Below are 17805 nucleotides of genomic sequence, written 5' to 3'. Positions count from 1 at the left end.
CCGTCACTTGCGTCACGGGGTCATGGTTCAGCGAACCGTCAGGCTGCGGCCTCTGCCCCGTCCTCGGAGGACTGCGCCGCCCACATCGCGGCATATCGCCCGCCCCGGGCGATCAGCGCCTCATGCGTGCCCTCCTCGATCACGCGGCCGGCCTCCAGCACCACGATCCGGTCTGCATCGGCGATGGTGGACAGGCGGTGCGCGATCATCAGGACCGTCCGCCCCTGCCCCATCTCGCGCAGGCTGTCCTGGATGTCGCGTTCAGTCTGGGTGTCGAGCGCGCTTGTCGCCTCGTCCAGCAGCAGGATCGGCGGATCCTTCAGCAGCGTCCGCGCGATGCCGACGCGCTGCTTCTCGCCGCCCGACAGCTTCAGGCCGCGCTCGCCCACGCGCGTCTCGTATCCCTCGGGCAGCGAGACGATGAAATCGTGGATCTTTGCCGCCCGCGCCGCCGCCTCGACCTCGGCCGGGGTGGCACCCGGGCGGCCATAGGCGATGTTGTAATAGACCGTATCGTTGAACAGCACGGTGTCCTGCGGCACCACGCCCACCTGCGCGTGGATCGACGATTGCGTGACATCGCGCAGATCCTGCCCGTCAATGCGGATCGCGCCGCCGCCCACGTCATAGAACCGGAACAGCAGCCGCCCGATGGTCGATTTTCCCGAGCCTGACGGACCGACCAGGGCCACCCGTTCGCCGGCCCCCACATGCACGGTTATGCCCTTCAGGATCGGGCGCGCGGCCTCATAGCCGAATTCCACCCTGTCGAACACCAGGTCGCCGCCGCGCACGGCGAGGTCGGGCGCACCCGGCCTGTCCTGCACCTCGGCGGGCTGGGCCAGCAGCCCGAACATCTCGCCCATGTCGACAAGCGCCTGCCGGATCTCGCGATAGACGGTCCCGAGAAAGTTCAGGGGCAGCGTGATCTGGATCATGTAGGCATTGACCAGCACGAAGTCGCCGACCGTCAGCACCCCGGCATGGACGCCGCGCGCCGCCATGACCATGACGATGACAAGGCCCGTCGTGATCAGGAACGCCTGCCCCGCGTTCAGGAACGACAGCGACAGGCCGGTCTTGACGGCGGCCTTCTCATAGGCCGCCATGGCCCCGTCATAGCGGCTGGCTTCCAGTCCCTCGGCATTGAAATACTTGACGGTTTCAAAGTTCAGCAGACTGTCGATGGCCTTCTGGTTGGCGTCGGTGTCCTGGTCGTTCATCTCGCGGCGGATCTTCACGCGCCATTCGGTGACGCGGAAGGTGAACGCGACGTAGAGCGTGATCGTGACGACGACGACCAGCATGTACTCGACGCCGAATACCACGGCAAAGATCACCGACACCATGACCAGTTCCAGCATCAGCGGACCGATCGAGAACAGCAGGAAACGCAGAAGGAAATCGACGCCCTTCACGCCGCGCTCGATCACCCGTGACAGTCCGCCGGTCTTGCGCGTGATGTGATAGCGCAGCGACAGGCGGTGGATATGGGTGAACGTCTCCAGCGCCAGCTTGCGCAGCGCGCGCTGACCCACCCGCACGAAGATCGCGTCACGCAGCTCCTGGAAGGCCACGGTGCCCAGGCGCGCGATGCCGTAGGCGATCGTCAGACCCACCGCACCCAGCATCAACATGGTCGGTCCGTCGGGCGCGCCGCCCGCCAGCTGATCCACCGCCGCCTTGTAGAGGAAGGGTGTGGTCACCGCGATGACCTTTGCCATCATCAGCATCGCCAGCGCCGCCACGACCCGGCGTTTGACCCAGGACTCACCATGCGGCCAGAGGTACGGCATCACCCGCAGGATCGTCTGCCAACCCGAGGACGCGCGCCCTGCCGCATCGCTGCTTGTCGCCTTTGCCGTCACTCGCCGCATCGTCCGTCGCCTCCGTCTTCCGCCCCTACCTATGGCGTGACGACGGCAATGGCCAGAGGCAGGGGTCAGGGGCGCGGGGGAACCTCCGGCAGGGTGAATACCTGACCGGGATAGATCAGGTCAGGGTCGCGGATCTGGCCGCGATTGGCCTCGTAGACCTGCACATACAGGACACCGTCGCCATACTGCCCCTTGGCGATGGCCCAGAGGGTAAAGCCCGGCTGCACGGTGACCGACACCGAGGCGGGCGGGGGTGGCGGAACCGGCTCGGCGGGGGGCGCCACCGCGACCACCGCAGGGGCCGATGCTGGTGCCTCGGGCAGCGGGGGTGCGGGCGCGGGAACCTCCGCCGATGGCGTGGTGCCGGCGGCTGCCGGGGCAGGTTCGACCGATACGGCGGCCTGGGCCGGGACGGCGGGCTCTGCCTGAACCGGCGCAGGTGCGACGGTGACGGCAGCAGCGACGGGCGGCGCGGGTGCCGGGGCGGGCGCCTCCGGGGCGGGTGCGGCCGCGATCACCGCGGGGGCCTCGGCGGGCGGCGGCATGACCGGGGCTTCATCGACCGGCGCCGCGGCATCTTCCGGTGCGGCGTCTTCCGGTGCGGCAGGCACCGGGACGGTCACCGTGGCCACCGGTTCCGAAACCGGCACCCCGGGAACGACCGGGGTCTCGGCCATGGGCACGACCGGCTCTGCCGTCGGCATCTCGGCAACGGGCGCCGGAGGCTCGGGCGGCGTCTGCGGGGCAGGCGCGGGCGTCTCGGCAACGGGCGCCGGAGGCTCCGGCGGTGTCTGCGGGGCGGGCGCGGGCGTCGGGGCCACCGGCGTGGCCAGCTGTTCCGGTGGCGATGACCCCTGCCCCAGCACCGCCGCCAGTCGTTCAAGCGTCTCGCGCTGGAACGGGGTCTCGAACCGGGCGGTCACCCGCCCCGTGCCGTCGATCTGATCGGCGCGCAACAGATAGACCCCCGGCGCGATGTCGGGCAGCACGCCGCCCCATCCGCCATCGGCACCCACCGCCATGTCGGCCAGCGGCGCATCGTCCAGATAGAGCCGCACCACCGCCAGCGGCGCCCCCCGGCCGGCGAGGATCACCTCGCCCTCCGGGGTGTAGGAAATCGCGTCGATCCAGACCCGCCCGGCATCGCCCGGTGCCGATCCGGGCTGCAGCACCTTGGCGCCGTCCTGCCCCAGCAGGATCGCAACAGGCGCGGTTTCGGACACCGGGTCCGGCGCGGGTTCCGGCGGCGCATCGGCGACAGCCTCGGCAGCCACGACAGCGGTACCCGGAGATTCGGCAACCGGGGCCGCCGGTTCAGGTGTCTCCTGCGGCAGAACCTCGGGCACGGCCGCCTCGAGCGTCGGCGCCTCGGGCACGGCCGCTTCGGGTGCCGGCGCCTCGGTCACGGCGGTCGCCACTGTCTCCGGCGCGGGCGGCGGTTCCGCTGTCGGTGCCGTCGCATCGGCCAGCGGTTCGGCCGGGGCGGGTTCCGGCGCGGGCGGCGTGGCCGCAAGCATCACCTGCGTGTCCGACACGATGTCACGCCCGTCGGCCAGTCGCATGCGCAGGCTGACAAGACGGGGTTGCGCCGATGGCGGCAGTTCGAACAGCGCGACAAATGCGCCGCCACCGTCGGCCACCGTCTCGGCCGTCACCGCGTCATCCACCAGCACCGCCACCCCGGCCCCCGGGCTGGCCCGCCCGGCAACCAGGGCGGCACCGTCCGGCGCCACACGCACCACATCGAAGCTTGGCGGGGTGACCGCAGCCGGTGCTTCGGCCGGGGCGGACCCGGCCACCACCTCGGCCTTGGACGCGGCCGGTTCCTCGGCTGCGGCCTCGGCGGCTGGCGGGGTGGCGGCCGCTTCGGGCGGCGGCGCGGGGGCCGGATCGGGTGGCGCGGAGGGGGTCGGCACCGCCGGGACCGCGGCGGCGGGCGGCGGGACCGGGGGCGGCGTCTCGGCTGTCAGCAACCGGAGCAGCACCGCCCCTGCCGCGACGGCCGCCACCGCGCCCGCCGCGACTGCGGCCTTCGCCCCCGTCCCAAGTCCCTGCCATCCGGCCATCGCATCCCCCCGTGCCGCCCCGTCGGGCACCTGCGGCACCCCCGCGCGACAGATCCCCATCCGCCGCGCGACCGGGCGACGCCCCGGTCCTCTTCCTTTCCTCTAGGAACGCCATTACAGGCAGGGAAAGCAACAGGTTTTCCGAAGGTAACGCATGAACACGCGCCGTTCCGTCTGCGTCTTCTGCGGCTCGCGCCCCGGGCGCGACCCCGCCCACGCCCGCGCCGCCGCCGACACCGGCCGGATGATCGCGATGGCGGGCTGGAGGCTGGTCTATGGCGCAGGCGATGTCGGCCTGATGGGCGAGGTCGCCCGCGCGGCGATGGAGGCGGGCGGCGCCACGATGGGGGTGATCCCCATCCATCTGATCGGCCGCGAAAAGGGGCGCCGCGACCTGTCGCAGTTCGTCGTGACCGAGGACATGCACGAACGCAAGAAGGTCATGTTCATGAACTCGGACGCGATCATGGTGCTGCCGGGCGGGGCCGGGTCGCTTGACGAGTTCTTCGAGGTGCTGACCTGGGCGCAGATCGGGTTGCACGGCAAGCAGATCATCCTGCTGGATGTGAACGGCTACTGGCAGCCGCTGATCGGCCTTCTCGATCACATCGTGGCCGAGGGCTTTGCCGATGCCTCGATGCTGACGCTGTTCCAGGCCGTCCCCGACGTGACCGCAGCCGAGGCGGCGCTGGCCGCGGTGCTGGGGTGACCGGCTGCGGGCTGCGCAGTTTTCCCAGCCGGCCGCCGGGCCGACGCCGAAGTCCTGCCTGCCCACCCGGACCGGGCGGACCGCTGCCAAAGGAAAGGTCTGCCGGGGGCCCCCCGGCAGACCTGCATCAATCGGCCGCGCGTGGATGCGGGATCACAGGTTCGCTGCGACCGCTTCCCAGTTGACCAGCTTTTCCAGGAAGTTCGTCAGATAGGCCGGCCGCTTGTTGCGGAAGTCGATGTAGTAGCTGTGCTCCCACACGTCGCAGCCCAGAAGCGCGGTCTGGCCGAAGCACAGCGGGTTGACGCCGTTCTCGGTCTTGGTGACCTTCAGGCTGCCATCCTTGTCCTTGACCAGCCAGCACCAGCCAGACCCGAACTGGCCCGCACCGGCAGCGGCGAAATCGTCCTTGAATTTCTGCACCGATCCGAAGCTGTCGGTCAGCGCCTTTTCCAGCGCGCCCGGCATGCCCTTGGCTTCACCCGGAGCCATCCAGCCCCAGAACATGTTGTGGTTCCAGTGCTGGCTGGCGTTGTTGAAGATGCCGTTCTGGGCGACCGCACCGGCCTGATAGGTGCCGCGCACGATGTCTTCCAGCGACTTGCCTTCCCATTCGGTGCCGGCGATCAGCTTGTTGCCGTTGTCGACATAGGCCTTGTGGTGCAGGTCGTGGTGATATTCCAGCGTCTCCTTCGACATGCCGAGCGATGCCAGCGCATCATGGGCATAGGGAAGATCGGGAAGCGTGAAGGCCATGGCCGTTCCTTTCGGTTGACGTGGGATTGAGGGCAATAAGGGCCCGCCCGCGCCCGAGGTCAAGGGATCGGGCGTGCTATTCCGCAGGTCAGCCGCGTTTCGCCTGGCACGTCCCCTCGCCCGTCCACTGGTTGTCATAGCCAGAGGGTGCCGCCGTCATCCGTGCCGGGCGGCCGTTGGAATAGTAGCTGAAGGTATAGACCATCCGGGCCTGCTGACGCTCGCTCAGCCCGCGCCGCGCATCGACCGTCCAGGTGTAGGTGCTGCGCGCGGCCGTCTGGCCCGACAGTGTCGCGGCGATCGGCGCGCCCACGAAGTGCTTGATCACCGGATCAAAGACGATGATTTCGCCCGTCGCGGCGTTGTGGTTGAGCACGAGTTGCGTCGGAATCCAGTTGCCGTCGCGTGCCGTGCCGGTGGCGAACTTGCATTGATACTGCGTCACAGTGGCGGCGGCAGCCACCGGAAAGACCGCCAGGGTGGCAACCAGGGCGAACCGCTTCAGCATCCCCATGACAACCCCCTACCCACCTGCGCCATAATGAGAACCGACGCGGCAACCCGGGTCAAGCCCGTGCCGCGTTCGCCAGAAGGTCGAAGGCATAGCGCGCGACAGAGCGGAAGGTCACGACCGTCAGCCCGCCATCCTGCCGCCACAGCGCGGCAGCCACCTGCGCCATCCGCGTCCGGCGCAGTTCACCTTCGCCAAGCGACGGGAAATCCAGCGGAAACAGCGTCATCGCCACCTCATCGGCCCGATCCCCCTCAATGCGGAACAGGGCACGGGCATCGGATACGTCGACCGCCAGGTGATGCCGCCCCGCCAGCGCCGCCGACAGCGTGCCGACGGCCGCGGGCACCTCGGCATGCGGCAGGACCAGCAGGTATTCGTCGGGCGACATCCAGCCCGCGGCGCGGTCGCCGTTGTGCAGGATGGCCCGGCGCTCCGGCAGGGCCGTTCCGGTGATCGCGCGCAGGGCGGCCTCCAGCCCCTCGGTCCCCGGTCTGGCGCGCAGCGTGATCATGCCCTGCGGGCCGATCTCGCGGACGGTGGCGATGCCGGCCGCGCGGGCATTGCCCATCGGCGTGACGGTGTCAGACATCCTGCCGCTCTCCCTTCGGATCGTAGAACACCGGGTTCACGATGCGCGCCTCGACCGTGCCGCCCTCAAGCTTGGTGAAGCGCAGCGTCTGGCCCATCCGTTCCGGTCCGCGCGCGACCAGGCCCATCGCGATCCCGCGCTTCAAGGTCGGGCTGTAGTAGGTTGATGTCACACGACCTTCCGTCATCTTCTGTCCGTTGTCATTCACCCCTTCGGCCACCGCATAGGCGCCGTCGGGAATGACCGAACCGTCCGTCGTCTCCAGCCCCACCAGTTTCCAGCGGTCGGGTTTGTGGAAGTGGCTGCGCTCCTGCCCGCGCTTGCCGAGATAGTCGGCCTTCTTCTTCGAGATCGCCCAGTCCAGGCCAAGATCCTGCGGAATGACCGTGCCGTCGGTTTCGTCCCCGATCATGATGAAGCCCTTTTCGGCCCGCATGACATGCAGCGCCTCGGTGCCGTAGGGCATGATGCCGTGGGCCGCACCGGCCTCGGCAATCTTCGACCACAGTTGCAGGGTCTGCCCGGAAGGCACTGAAATCTCGTAGGAAAGCTCACCGGAAAAGCTGATGCGGAAGACCCGGACAGGGTGCCCGGCAAGCGTTCCCTCGGACCAGCCCATGAATGGCAGCGCCTCTTTCGAGACGTCCATCCCGCCCAGCGACTCCAGCAGGGCGCGGGCCTTGGGGCCGACGACGGCGATCTGGCCGTACTGCTCGGTCAGGTTGGCGGTGAACACCTGCCAGTCCCACCATTCGCATTGCAGCCAGTCTTCCATCCAGCCGTGGATGCGATCGGCCCCACCAGATGTGGTGTGGCAGAGCCAGGTGTCCGCATCCAGTCGTGCCACCACGCCGTCGTCGGACAGGAATCCCTGTTCGTTGCACATCAGGCCATAGCGGCAGCGGCCTATCGGCAGGGTCGACATCACATTGGTGTAGAGCATGTCGAGGAAGCGGCCCGCATCGGGGCCCTTGACGACGATCTTGCCAAGCGTGGATGCATCAAGCATTCCAACGGCTTGGCGGGTGTTATTCACCTCTCGCTCGACCGCTTGCGCATGGCTTTCCCCGGCCCTGGGGAAGCAGTAGGGGCGGCGCCACTGGCCGACGGGTTCCCAGTAAGCTCCTGATTTCTCGTGCCATTCGTGGATAGGGGTGCGGCGCAGGGGCTGGAAGATCGCGCCGCGCGCCTCGCCGGCCAGCGCGCCGATGGTCACCGGGGCGTAGGGCGGCCGGAACGTGGTGGTGCCGACATCCGGAATTGCCGTGCCAAGGGCCTTGGCAAGGACGGACAGCCCATTGATATTACTTGTCTTTCCTTGATCCGTCGCCATCCCCAGCGTGGTGTAGCGCTTGGTGTGTTCGACCGATTCATAGCCCTCGCGGGCGGCCAGTTCGACGTCCGACACCTTCACATCGTTCTGGTAGTCGAGCCACATCTTGGCCTTCAGCGCGGGCCCCGCACCCAGCGGAACGGGGGCTGGCGCGGGTATGGCAGGCGTCTGGCTTGCGTCTGGCATCCGTCCCGACAGGGCGCCCGCTGACTCGACCGCCTGCGCAACATCCATGAAGCCCGCGGCAGCGCCCACGGGCAGCACCAGCGCCGCCCCGTCATGATTGACCGGCGGACGCGACAGGTCGGGCAGGAAGGCCGACATCCGGTCGTCCCAGACCAGCTTGCCGCCGCAATGGCTCCAGAAATGCACGGCCGGGGTCCAGCCGCCCGACATGGCGACGGCCTCGCAGGCGATTTCCTCAAGCACCGCACCCTCGCCCTGCACCAGCCCGACGCCGATGCCGGTGACGCGCTTGCCGCCCTTGACCCGGACCACGCAGCGACCGGGTTCCACCCGGATGCCCATGGCGCGGGCCCGGTCGGGCAGGTCGCCCGAGACCACCGGCCGGGTATCGAGGATCGCGGGCACCATCAATCCGGCCTCGACCAGCCGGAAAGCGGTCAGGTACGCGCTGTCGTTGTTGGTCACGATCACCGTGCGGTCGCCCGGGCTGACGGCCCAGTTGACCAGATAGTCGCGCACCGCCCCCGCCAGCATGACGCCCGGCACGTCATTGCCGGGAAAGGGCAGCGGGCGTTCGTGCGCGCCGTTGGCGGCGATCACCCGGGCGGCGCGGATGCGCCACAGCCGCTTGCGCGGGCCGGGCGCGGCCAGCGTTTCCTCGGCCAGCGCATAGCCGTGGTCATAGATGCCCGCCGCCATGCAGCGGGTGCGCAGGGTGACATTCGGCAGTCCGGCCAGTTCGGCGACGGTGGCCGCCACCCAGTCCCCGGCGGGCTGACCCTCGATCGTCTCGCCCTCGACCGGGGCGCGGCCGCCCCAATGCGGCGTCATCTCGACAAGGATCACCCGGCGGCCGGCACGGCCCGCCGCCCGGGCGGCGGCCAGGCCGGCAGCGCCGCCGCCGATCACCAGATCGTCGCAGAAGGCATAGGCCTGGTCGTAGGTATCGGCATCACGGTCCTTCGGCGCCCGGCCAAGGCCCGCCGACTGGCGGATCACCGGTTCGAAGACATGCTTCCAGAACGGCCGGGGATGTATGAAGGTCTTGTAGTAGAACCCGGCCGGCAGGAACCGCGCGGCATGGGCGTTCAGCGCGCCGATGTCGAAGTCGAGGCTGGGCCAGTGGTTCTGGCTGGCCGCCTGCATGCCTTCGGCCAGTTCGGTGGTGGTGGCGCGCTGGTTGGGCTCGAAATGCCCCCCGGCGCCGAGATTGACGAGTGCGTTCGGTTCTTCCGCGCCCGAGGCCAGGATGCCGCGCGGCCGGTGATACTTGAAGCTGCGCCCGACAAGCATCTGGCCGTTCGCCAGCAGCGCCGAGGCCAGGGTATCGCCGGGGTGGCCGGTCATCCGCTTGCCGTTGAAGGTAAAGTCGAGCCGTCGCGTGCGGTCGATCAGGCGGCCCTGAAGGGGAAGGCGGGCGGTCATGCGGGGCTCCATCCCGGGCGGCGGGCGCGGATCGCGTCAATGATGTGGTCGGGCGGGGCCGTGGTCTGCGCCGGATAGGTGCCGAACACTTCGAGCGTGGCGGTGCAGCGGGCGGCCAGGAACCACTTGCCGCAGCCATAGGCGTGGCGCCAGCGTTCGAAATGCACGCCGCGCGGGTTCTTGCGCGCGAACATGTAGGCATCGAAATCGTCGTCGGACGATCCCGGCCCGAAACGCTTCAGATGCGCCTCGCCCCCCGGGGCGAGTTCGGTTTCCTCGGCTTGGACGCCGCAACAGGGGCAGGTCAGGATCAGCATGGGCGGGCCTTGGGCATGGGAAAGGCCCGGGGGGCGGTTGCCCCCCGGGGTGTCCGGGTCGTTGCGGCGGGCCCGCGCGCGGCGTCAGTTGGCCGGAGCGGGCGCGGGTTCGGGCAGCGGGTCTGCCGGAGCAGCGGCGTCGGGCGCCGTGGCGCCGGGTTCCGCCGGAACGCTGGGCGCGACAGGATCGACGGCGCCGGGCTCAGTCGGGACGCTGGGCGCGGCGGTGCCGGGCAGCGCGGGATCGGCAGCGCCCGGAGGCGCCGCGTCAGGCGACGGGGCTGCGGGTGCCACGACGGCGGGCTGCGTCGCGGGCGCCGGATCGTCCGAGCCGGTCGAGCCGAAGATGACGAGCGCCACGATGGCGAGGACGGCAACGACACCCGCGAAAGGCCAGAGGCCGTAGCCCGTGGCCGGTTCCGCCGGATGGATGCGGTTGCCGGTGATGCGGTCTTGTTCGTAGGCCATGGGAGTGTCTCCATTCCAGTTGCTACTGGACGAAGAACACCCGCGGCACGGGCAAGGTTCCGGGCGGTTCCCGCGGTACGGCGGAGTTCCGCCCAGGCCGGGGCCGCAGGGCCGGTCTGCACCCCATGCGTGGCGTGGCGCGATTGCCGGGTCAATGTGCCACCCCGGCCGCCACCGATTCGTCGATGAAGCGTCCCTCGCGGAAGCGGAACATGTCGAACTCGGCCGCCAGGGGCCCGGGTTCGCCGCGTGCCATCAGTTCGGCCATCGCCCAGCCCGAGCCGGGGATCGCCTTGAACCCGCCGGTGCCCCAGCCGCAGTTGATGAAGCAGTTGGCCAGCGGGGTTTTCGAGATGATCGGGCTGCGGTCGCCCGTCATGTCGACGATCCCGCCCCACTGGCGCAGCATCTTGAGGCGGCTGAGCATCGGGAAGGTCTCGACCAGGGCGCGCAGCGTCTCCTCGATGTGGTGGAAGCTGCCGCGCTGGGTGAAGTTGTTGAAGCCGTCGGTGCCGCCGCCGATCACCATCTCGCCCTTGTCGGACTGCGACATGTAGCCATGCACCGTGTTGGCCATGACGACCACATCCATGCAGGGCTTGATCGGTTCGGACACCAGCGCCTGCAGGCAGAGCGATTCGACCGGCAGGCGGAAGCCCGCCATGGCGGCGAGCTGCCCCGAATGGCCCGCGACCACGATGCCGAGGCGGGTGCAGCCGATGTCGCCGCGGGTCGTGGTGACGCCGGTGACGCGACCGCCCTCGGACCGGACGCCGGTGACCTCGCAGTTCTGGATGATGTGCATGCCCATGTCCGAGCAGGCGCGGGCATAGCCCCAGGCCACCGCGTCGTGCCGCGCGGTGCCGCCGCGGGGCTGCCACAGCGCGCCGAGGACCGGATAGCGCGGCCCGTCGATCGAGATGATCGGGACCAGTTCCTTGACCCGTTCGGGGGTGATGAATTCGGTGGCGACGCCCTGCAGCGAATTGGCATGGGCGGTGCGCCGGTAGCCGCGCACCTCATGCTCGGTCTGGGCCAGCATCATCACGCCGCGGGGGCTGAACATGACGTTGTAGTTCAGGTCCTGGCTCAGCGTCTCGTACAGGCTGCGGGCCTTTTCGTAGATCGCGGCGGAGGCGTCCTGCAGGTAGTTCGACCGGATGATGGTGGTGTTGCGGCCGGTGTTGCCGCCGCCCAGCCAGCCCTTCTCCAGCACCGCGACATTGGTGATGCCATGGTTCTTGCCGAGGTAATAGGCGGTGGCCAGCCCGTGCCCCCCCGCGCCCACGATGATCGCGTCATAGCGCGCACGCGGCTCCGGGCTGGTCCAGGCGCGGGTCCAGCCGGTATGGTGGCGCATCGCCTCGCGTGCGATGGCAAAGACCGAATAGCGTGACATGGGCGCGCGAATCCTATGGCTGAACGGGGCACCGGTTGCCTTGCCGTTCATGGGGTGAAACCGACCATCCCCCAAGCGCCGATACGGCGCAATCCATCCGATTGCGACATGGTGTCAGACCCCGCGCCCTGGCGTCACCCCCCGCCTGCGCGCTGGATCTGCGCCTCGAGCAGGCGGCGGAACAGGCGGTCCTGCATGAAGCCTTCGGCAAAAAGCCGGGCGTAGGCGCGCGGACCCGACGAGCCGCGGCACGCCTCGAGCAGCCGCCGGACCGTGCCCGGACCTTCGCGCAGCATCTGCTGGATGGCGCCGGTGACGGCGTCTTCCAGCATGGTATTGGTGATTTCCATCGACATCCCGCCGGTCAGGTTGCCGCGGCTGATCTCGCGGCGGGCAAAGGTGGTCACGTCGCCGACAAGCGGTTCCAGGAAGTGGCCGACCACTTCGCCCAGCATCGCGTCGGTCAGGGCGCCGATGGCATCGTTCATGATCTCGGACCCGGTTTCGGAATAGGTCACCCGTTCGCCCGCCATGGTGCGCCCGATGTTGGTGGCACAGTGTTCGATCTGCGAGATCAGGAAGGTCGAGGCCGCCGACCGCATCAGGGCGCTGCCTGTCGTGACCGCCGCGGCCTCGGCCGCGGTGCTGGCACCCGCCGTCAGGATGCCGGCGCAGACGCTGAGCGTGAAGAACGAGGCGTCGCGCGTCACCTCGGCGATCGTGATGAGCGTGCCGGTCCCGCCCACCACCCGGTCGAGATAGCGGCGCATGTCGCGCACGAAGCGCCCCTGCCGACGGTCATATTCGGGGAAACGGCGAAAGAACTCGCCGATCCGCCGCGGCGTCAGGCAGGAGTTCAGGGCACGGTTGAGATTGCGCAGGCGGTTGACGTTGGCCGAGGACGGCAGGGTCGCCCCGCCAAGCGCCTCGACCGTCCAGAGGAACAGGTTGATGTCATGATAGCGGCTGTGGCTCTGCCATATGCGGTAATAGCTCTGGAAATAGGAATCCGGCCCGCCCGCCCTGCCCCAGACCTGGAGGCGGACCATGCGCACAAGCTGTGTGAGAACCCTGTCCGCGTCGGCGTCGTCAAGGATGACCACCTGAGAACCGATGCGCAGGATATACGGCATGATATCACCGTTCCAATATGGTCGCGGACGCCCCGGCAGTGGGGCGCGCGGCAGGAAATTCACTTTGGTCAATAGATCAGATACGGAGTCGGTAGCATCCGGCGGGGGCGTCGGTCAATCGTGGCCTGCAGCTTGGCCGATCGTGAAATCGAGCACATCGGCATCCGCGGCCTCGGGGGTGCCGAACACGATGCGCCCGCTGTTGATCAGGCCGAATTCCTCGCGTCGCAGGCGGATCGGGCGGTCGGCGCCAAGGATCAGGCAGGTGCCGTTGGAACTGTGGTCGATCAGGATCACCTTGTCGCGGCGCAGTTCGATCGTGGCATGCTGGCGGCTGGCCGAGGGGCCGGTCAGGATCACGTCGCAACCGGCCTCGCGCCCGAACAGGATCCGCCTGCTCTGGGCATCCATCCGCAGTCTGCGACCCCGGTAGGACAGGGCGATGCTGATCTCGGCAGCACGCGGCGGCGCAGGTGCGGCCAGGCTGACAAGGGTGTTTTCCTTGGCAGCCGAATCATCGGCCACGCGCGCCACCCGCACCGGATCGTGCCGGCCCTTGACCTCGATCTCGGCAAACTCGGTCGCGAGCGCGCGCATGTAGGGCGCAAGCTGGTCGAGCAGGTCGCCGGTCGTCAGGATCTGGCCAGCGCTGGCCATTTCGGACATGCGGGCGGCGACGTTCACGGCATCGCCGAAATAGTCATCGTGCTCGCGCAGCGCCTGGCCGAAATGCAGGCCGACACGGACGCGCGGCCGGATCGGGCGGTCGCCCGCCTCGATCGCGGGCAGCGCGTTGATCCGGCGCCGCAGGTCCATCGCGCCGAGAAAGGCAGGTTCGGCGGCCGGAAAGGTGGCCATCACCGCGTCGCCGATGGTCTTGACCACGCGGCCGTGCTGCGCCTCGACGGCCAGCGTCATCGCCTCCATGCACGCGTTGACGACGGCCAGTGCCCGTTCATCGCCCAGCATCTCGTAGAGACGCGTGCTTCCGACGATATCCGCAAACAGGATGGCGCAGGCCAGGCGCTCGGTCATGCCCGGAATCTCTGCTGCGCGATCGCGTTGCGCGCAAGTGATTTCGCGATCCGCAGACGCAGCCTGCGACGGTTTAGGGGGTTTTGCCCGGCCCGCGTGGCGCCTATGTGGACAGGGAATGCGCAAGGCACGGGGCGGCGAGTGGCAGACACGGTGTGGTTCTGGGTTGCGGCGGGTGGCATGGCGTTGGCGGTGACGGCGCTGCTGCTGGTCAGCCTGCGGCGAGGCGGGGACGATCCGGGGGCCACCGCCCGGCATGACGCGCAGGTCTATCGCGACCAGCTGGCCGAGATCGCGCGCGACGTGGCGCGCGGCGTGGTGGCCGAGGATGAGGCGGCGCGGCTGCGCACCGAGGTGGCGCGGCGGCTGCTGGCGGCCGACACGCGGGCTGCGGCGCCCGCGGTGGCGGCGGCGCGGGGCCCGCGCGCCCTGGCGGCGATGCTGGCCGTCGCGACGGTGATCGGCGGCGGCATCTGGGGCTATCTGACGCTGGGCGCGCCGGGATATCCCGACCTGCCGCTGTCGGCGCGTCATGCCATGGCCGAGACCCTGCGCGCCGCCCGGCCGGCGCAGGCCGAGGCCGAGGCGGCCGCGACCGCCCTGCCCCCGGCCGAGGCGCCGCCGGATTTCATGGAGCTGATGGCGCAGTTGCGCAGCCGCCTTGCCGAGCGGCCGGACGATCTGGTGGGTCATCGCCTGCTGGCCGAGAACGAGGCGCGGCTGGGCCGCTATCCGCAGGCGCGCGCGGCGCAGGAACGGGTGATCGCCATCCGGGGGGGCGAGGCATCGGCGCAGGATCATGTGCTGCTGGCCCGCTACATGATCGCGGCGGCGGGGGGCGCGGTTTCGCCCGAGGCCGAGGCCGCGCTGGCCGAGGCGCTGGCACGCGCGCCGAACGATCCCGACGCGCTGTTCTTCATGGGGATCGCCCAGTTGCAGACCGGGCGGCCGGACCTGGCCTTCACGCTGTGGCGCCGCTACCTGGAGGTGGCACCCGACGAAAGCCCATGGCAGCCCGAGGTGCGCGGGCGGATCGGCGATCTGGCTGCGGTGGCAGGGGCGCGGTTCGATCCGCCGCCGCCGCTGGCAGGGGCGGCGGCCGGGCCGGATGCCGCGGCGATGGCGGCGGCGGCCGAGATGCCCGAGGCCGAGCGCGCCGCGATGATCGGCGGCATGGTGGACCGGCTGTCGCAGCGCCTGGCCACCGAGGGCGGCCCGGCAGAGGACTGGGCGCGCCTGATCCGCGCCCTCGGCGTGCTGGGCCGGACCGACCGCGCCCGCGCCATCGCCGACGAGGCGCGCGGCAGCTTTGCCGGGCGCGAGGGGGACCTTGCCCTGATCGACGCCGCCGCCCGCGAGGCCGGGGTGGCCGAGTGACCGGGGCGAACGCCGCCACCGAGGACGCTGCCGCATTCGCCGCGCTGCTGCCGCCGGTGGGGGGGCTGATGGGCCTTGACCTGGGGGAAAAGACCGTGGGGCTGGCGCTGTCGGACCGGCTGCGCGTTGTGGCAAGCGCCCTGCACACGCTGCGGCGGGTGAAGTTCAGCCTCGACGCCGCGGCGATCCTGGCCGTGGCGGCCGAGCGCGGGGCCGTGGGGTTCGTGCTGGGCCTGCCGCGCAACATGGACGGTTCCGAAGGCCCGCGGGCGCAGTCGACCCGGGCCTTCGCGCGCAACCTGTCGCGGCTGACGCCGATGCCGATCCTGTTCTGGGACGAGCGGCTGAGCACGGTTGCGGCAGAAAGGGCACTGCTGGAGGCGGATACGTCGCGAAAGCGTCGCGCCGAGGTGATCGATGCCGTGGCGGCGGGCTATATCCTGCAAGGCGCGCTGGACCGGCTGGCGCATCTGGCCCGCCAGGGAGAGGCGCCTTGAAGGACGAGACCGACGACATCTGGCGCCGCGACGAGATCGAGAGCCCCTGCGTGAAGGTCTGCGTGATCCATCCCGAGGCGCGGCTCTGCGTCGGCTGCCTGCGCACGCTGGAGGAGATTGCGGCCTGGTCGCGGATGGGCCATGCCGCCCGCAGCGCCGTCATGGCCGATCTGCCGACCCGCGCACCGCGAATCGCCCGGCGCAGGGGTGGCCGTGCGGCGCGGATCGACGGGCAGAACGGCTGAACCCCGCCGCGCCGGCCTATTCCAGTTCGATGGTGCCCGGGGGTTTCGACGTCACGTCGTAGAACACCCGGTTGACGCCGCGCACCTCGTTGATGATGCGGGTGGCGGTCTCGCCCAGGAAGTCGTGCGTGAACGGGTAGTAGTCGGCCGTCATTCCGTCAACCGAGGTCACCGCGCGGAGCGCCACCGCGAAGTCATAGGTGCGGCCGTCCCCCATCACCCCCACGGTCTTCATCGGCAGGATCGCGGCGAAGGCCTGCCAGATCTCGTCATAAAGCCCGTGCCTGCGAATCTGGTCGATGTAGACGGCGTCGGCGCGGCGCAGGATGTCCAGCTTTTCCGTGGTGATCTCGCCAGGGCAGCGGATTGCCAGGCCCGGGCCGGGGAACGGGTGGCGGCGAATGAACTTCTCGGGCAGGCCCAGTTCGCGGCCGAGCGCGCGCACCTCGTCCTTGAAAAGCTCGCGCAGCGGTTCGACCAGCTTCATGCCCATCTTCTCGGGCAGGCCGCCGACGTTGTGGTGGCTCTTGATGGTGACCGAGGGGCCACCGCTGAACGACACGCTTTCGATCACGTCGGGATAAAGCGTGCCCTGCGCCAGGAACTCGGCCCCGCCGATCGCCCTGGCGTGCTTTTCGAACACCTCGATGAACAGGCGGCCGATGGTCTTGCGCTTGGTCTCGGGGTCGCTGACCCCTTCCAGCGCGCCAAGGAACAGGTCGCGTTCATCGGCATGGATCAGCGGCAGGTTGTAGGCCTCGCGGAACATCGTCACGACTTCCTCGGCCTCGTTCAGCCGCATCAGGCCGTGATCGACGAAAACGCAAGTCAACTGGTCGCCGATCGCCTCGTGGATCAGGATCGCCGCGACGGATGAATCGACACCGCCGGACAGGGCGCAGATCACCTTGCCGTCGCCCACCTGGGCGCGAATCCGGGCGATCGCCTCGGCCCGGTAGGCGCCCATGGTCCAGTCGCCGGTGAAGCCCGCCAGGCGCACGAAATTCTCGTAGAACTGCGCGCCCTTCGGGGTGTGATGCACCTCGGGGTGAAACTGCACGGCATAGAAATGGCGCGCAGGGTCGGCGGTGATGGCGAAGGGGGCATTGGGCGAGGTGCCGAACACCTGGAACCCCGGCGCGATTTCCGAGACATGGTCGCCGTGGCTCATCCAGACCTGTTCGCGCGCCTGCGGACCATCCTCGGGCGGGAACCAGCCCGACAGGATCGGATGCGTCAGCGCCGTGGGCGTGACGAAGGCGCGGCCGAACTCGGCCGTGCCGTGGCCGCGTTCGACCCGGCCACCCAGGCAATGCATCATCACCTGCTGGCCGTAGCAGATGCCGAGGATCGGCACGCCCAGATCGAACACCCCGGCCGGAGGCATCGGCGCACCCTCGGCAAAGACCGAGGCCGGGCCACCCGAAAAGATGATGGCCCGGGGCGCGAAATCGGCCAGGAAGGCCGCATCGACGCGGTTGTAGGGGTGGATTTCACAATAGACGTTCAGCTCGCGCAGGCGACGCGCGATCAGCTGCGTCACCTGAGAGCCGAAGTCGATGATGAGAAGGCGCTGATGGGTCATGCGCTGCCCTAGCGCGCGGCGCGCGAGGGTGCAAGCGGGCGGCGGGTTCAGACCGGTTCCTGTCCGGCCGCCGGCCGCCGATTCATCGACCCCGGCGACCAGGCCCTGGCGCATCCGGCCTTGCCACCCCGCCCTTTCCGGCCCGGCGGCGGCAGGGTGGTCGGGCACGGGCATCGCCGGACTCGGCGGCTTCCGCGAGGCGCGGCCGGGAACTGCCGGGGACCGACATCGCCGGATGTCGTTTTCGGGCGGCAAGCGGCGGATTCGGGGGGCGGCGGGGCGGTGCGCTTCGAC

The 17805-nt window shown here is 69.6% G+C and carries 16 protein-coding genes; 4 read left to right on the top strand and 12 right to left on the bottom strand.

Annotated features, from left to right (window positions below):
- Positions 1 to 38: 38 nt before the first annotated feature.
- A complete protein-coding gene (locus KF887_09885) occupies positions 39 to 1877 on the bottom strand; it encodes an ABC transporter ATP-binding protein/permease (GenBank protein ID QYK39788.1) in 1839 nt (612 codons plus the stop codon).
- A 65-nt stretch (positions 1878 to 1942) separates the two neighbouring features.
- Positions 1943 to 2899, bottom strand: coding sequence for a LysM peptidoglycan-binding domain-containing protein (locus tag KF887_09880; protein QYK43514.1), 957 nt, complete (start codon positions 2897 to 2899; stop codon positions 1943 to 1945).
- A gap of 1198 nt (positions 2900 to 4097) precedes the next feature.
- Between KF887_09880 and KF887_09875 the strand changes: the two genes are divergently transcribed.
- Positions 4098 to 4652: a TIGR00730 family Rossman fold protein gene (locus tag KF887_09875; protein QYK43368.1), complete on the top strand. Its 555-nt coding sequence runs from the start codon at positions 4098 to 4100 to the stop codon at positions 4650 to 4652.
- 153 nt (positions 4653 to 4805) lie between these two features.
- Here the strand turns inward: KF887_09875 and KF887_09870 are convergent, their stop codons facing one another.
- The 9 genes from KF887_09870 to KF887_09830 form a co-directional block, all read right to left on the bottom strand.
- Entirely contained in the window at positions 4806 to 5408 is a 603-nt protein-coding gene (locus KF887_09870; GenBank protein QYK43367.1) for a superoxide dismutase, read from the bottom strand.
- 88 nt (positions 5409 to 5496) lie between these two features.
- Complete coding sequence (locus tag KF887_09865; GenBank protein ID QYK43366.1) at positions 5497 to 5922, bottom strand: hypothetical protein; 426 nt, start codon at positions 5920 to 5922, stop codon at positions 5497 to 5499.
- A 52-nt stretch (positions 5923 to 5974) separates the two neighbouring features.
- Positions 5975 to 6511: a sarcosine oxidase subunit gamma gene (locus tag KF887_09860; protein ID QYK43365.1), complete on the bottom strand. Its 537-nt coding sequence runs from the start codon at positions 6509 to 6511 to the stop codon at positions 5975 to 5977.
- Positions 6504 to 9455 (bottom strand): sarcosine oxidase subunit alpha family protein, encoded by a 2952-nt coding sequence (locus tag KF887_09855; protein ID QYK43364.1) that lies wholly within the window; start codon positions 9453 to 9455, stop codon positions 6504 to 6506. Before KF887_09855 ends, KF887_09860 begins: the two co-directional genes overlap by 8 nt.
- Positions 9452 to 9772 (bottom strand): sarcosine oxidase subunit delta, encoded by a 321-nt coding sequence (locus KF887_09850; GenBank protein ID QYK43363.1) that lies wholly within the window; start codon positions 9770 to 9772, stop codon positions 9452 to 9454. The genes KF887_09855 and KF887_09850 overlap by 4 nt, the downstream gene beginning before the upstream one ends.
- An 84-nt stretch (positions 9773 to 9856) precedes the next feature.
- Positions 9857 to 10240 carry a hypothetical protein gene (locus KF887_09845; protein ID QYK43362.1) on the bottom strand — a complete coding sequence of 128 codons (384 nt, stop codon included), beginning with the start codon at positions 10238 to 10240 and terminating at the stop codon, positions 9857 to 9859.
- 151 nt (positions 10241 to 10391) lie between these two features.
- Positions 10392 to 11639 (bottom strand): sarcosine oxidase subunit beta family protein, encoded by a 1248-nt coding sequence (locus tag KF887_09840; GenBank protein ID QYK43361.1) that lies wholly within the window; start codon positions 11637 to 11639, stop codon positions 10392 to 10394.
- 134 nt (positions 11640 to 11773) lie between these two features.
- Positions 11774 to 12772 (bottom strand): hypothetical protein, encoded by a 999-nt coding sequence (locus KF887_09835; GenBank protein ID QYK43360.1) that lies wholly within the window; start codon positions 12770 to 12772, stop codon positions 11774 to 11776.
- Between the two features lie 114 nt (positions 12773 to 12886).
- Positions 12887 to 13807, bottom strand: coding sequence for an adenylate/guanylate cyclase domain-containing protein (locus tag KF887_09830; protein QYK43359.1), 921 nt, complete (start codon positions 13805 to 13807; stop codon positions 12887 to 12889).
- A 105-nt stretch (positions 13808 to 13912) separates the two neighbouring features.
- On the opposite strand from KF887_09830, the gene ccmI reads away from it, so the two are divergent.
- The 3 genes from ccmI (at position 13913) to KF887_09815 (ending at position 15926) form a co-directional block, all read left to right on the top strand.
- The gene (gene ccmI / locus KF887_09825; protein QYK43358.1) at positions 13913 to 15184 is read left to right on the top strand and encodes a c-type cytochrome biogenesis protein CcmI; all 1272 of its coding nucleotides are present in this window, start codon (positions 13913 to 13915) and stop codon (positions 15182 to 15184) included.
- A gap of 68 nt (positions 15185 to 15252) precedes the next feature.
- Positions 15253 to 15681: a Holliday junction resolvase RuvX gene (gene ruvX, locus KF887_09820; GenBank protein QYK43513.1), complete on the top strand. Its 429-nt coding sequence runs from the start codon at positions 15253 to 15255 to the stop codon at positions 15679 to 15681.
- Positions 15678 to 15926, top strand: coding sequence for a DUF1289 domain-containing protein (locus KF887_09815; GenBank protein ID QYK43357.1), 249 nt, complete (start codon positions 15678 to 15680; stop codon positions 15924 to 15926). Before ruvX ends, KF887_09815 begins: the two co-directional genes overlap by 4 nt.
- 16 nt (positions 15927 to 15942) lie before the next feature.
- Here KF887_09815 and guaA read toward each other — a convergent pair whose 3' ends face one another.
- Positions 15943 to 17511 carry a glutamine-hydrolyzing GMP synthase gene (gene guaA / locus KF887_09810; protein ID QYK43356.1) on the bottom strand — a complete coding sequence of 523 codons (1569 nt, stop codon included), beginning with the start codon at positions 17509 to 17511 and terminating at the stop codon, positions 15943 to 15945.
- Positions 17512 to 17805: the final 294 nt, after the last annotated feature.

Source organism: Paracoccaceae bacterium (assembly GCA_019454225.1).
Taxonomy (GTDB): domain Bacteria; phylum Pseudomonadota; class Alphaproteobacteria; order Rhodobacterales; family Rhodobacteraceae.
This window is presented reverse-complemented; position numbering and strand designations above follow the sequence as displayed.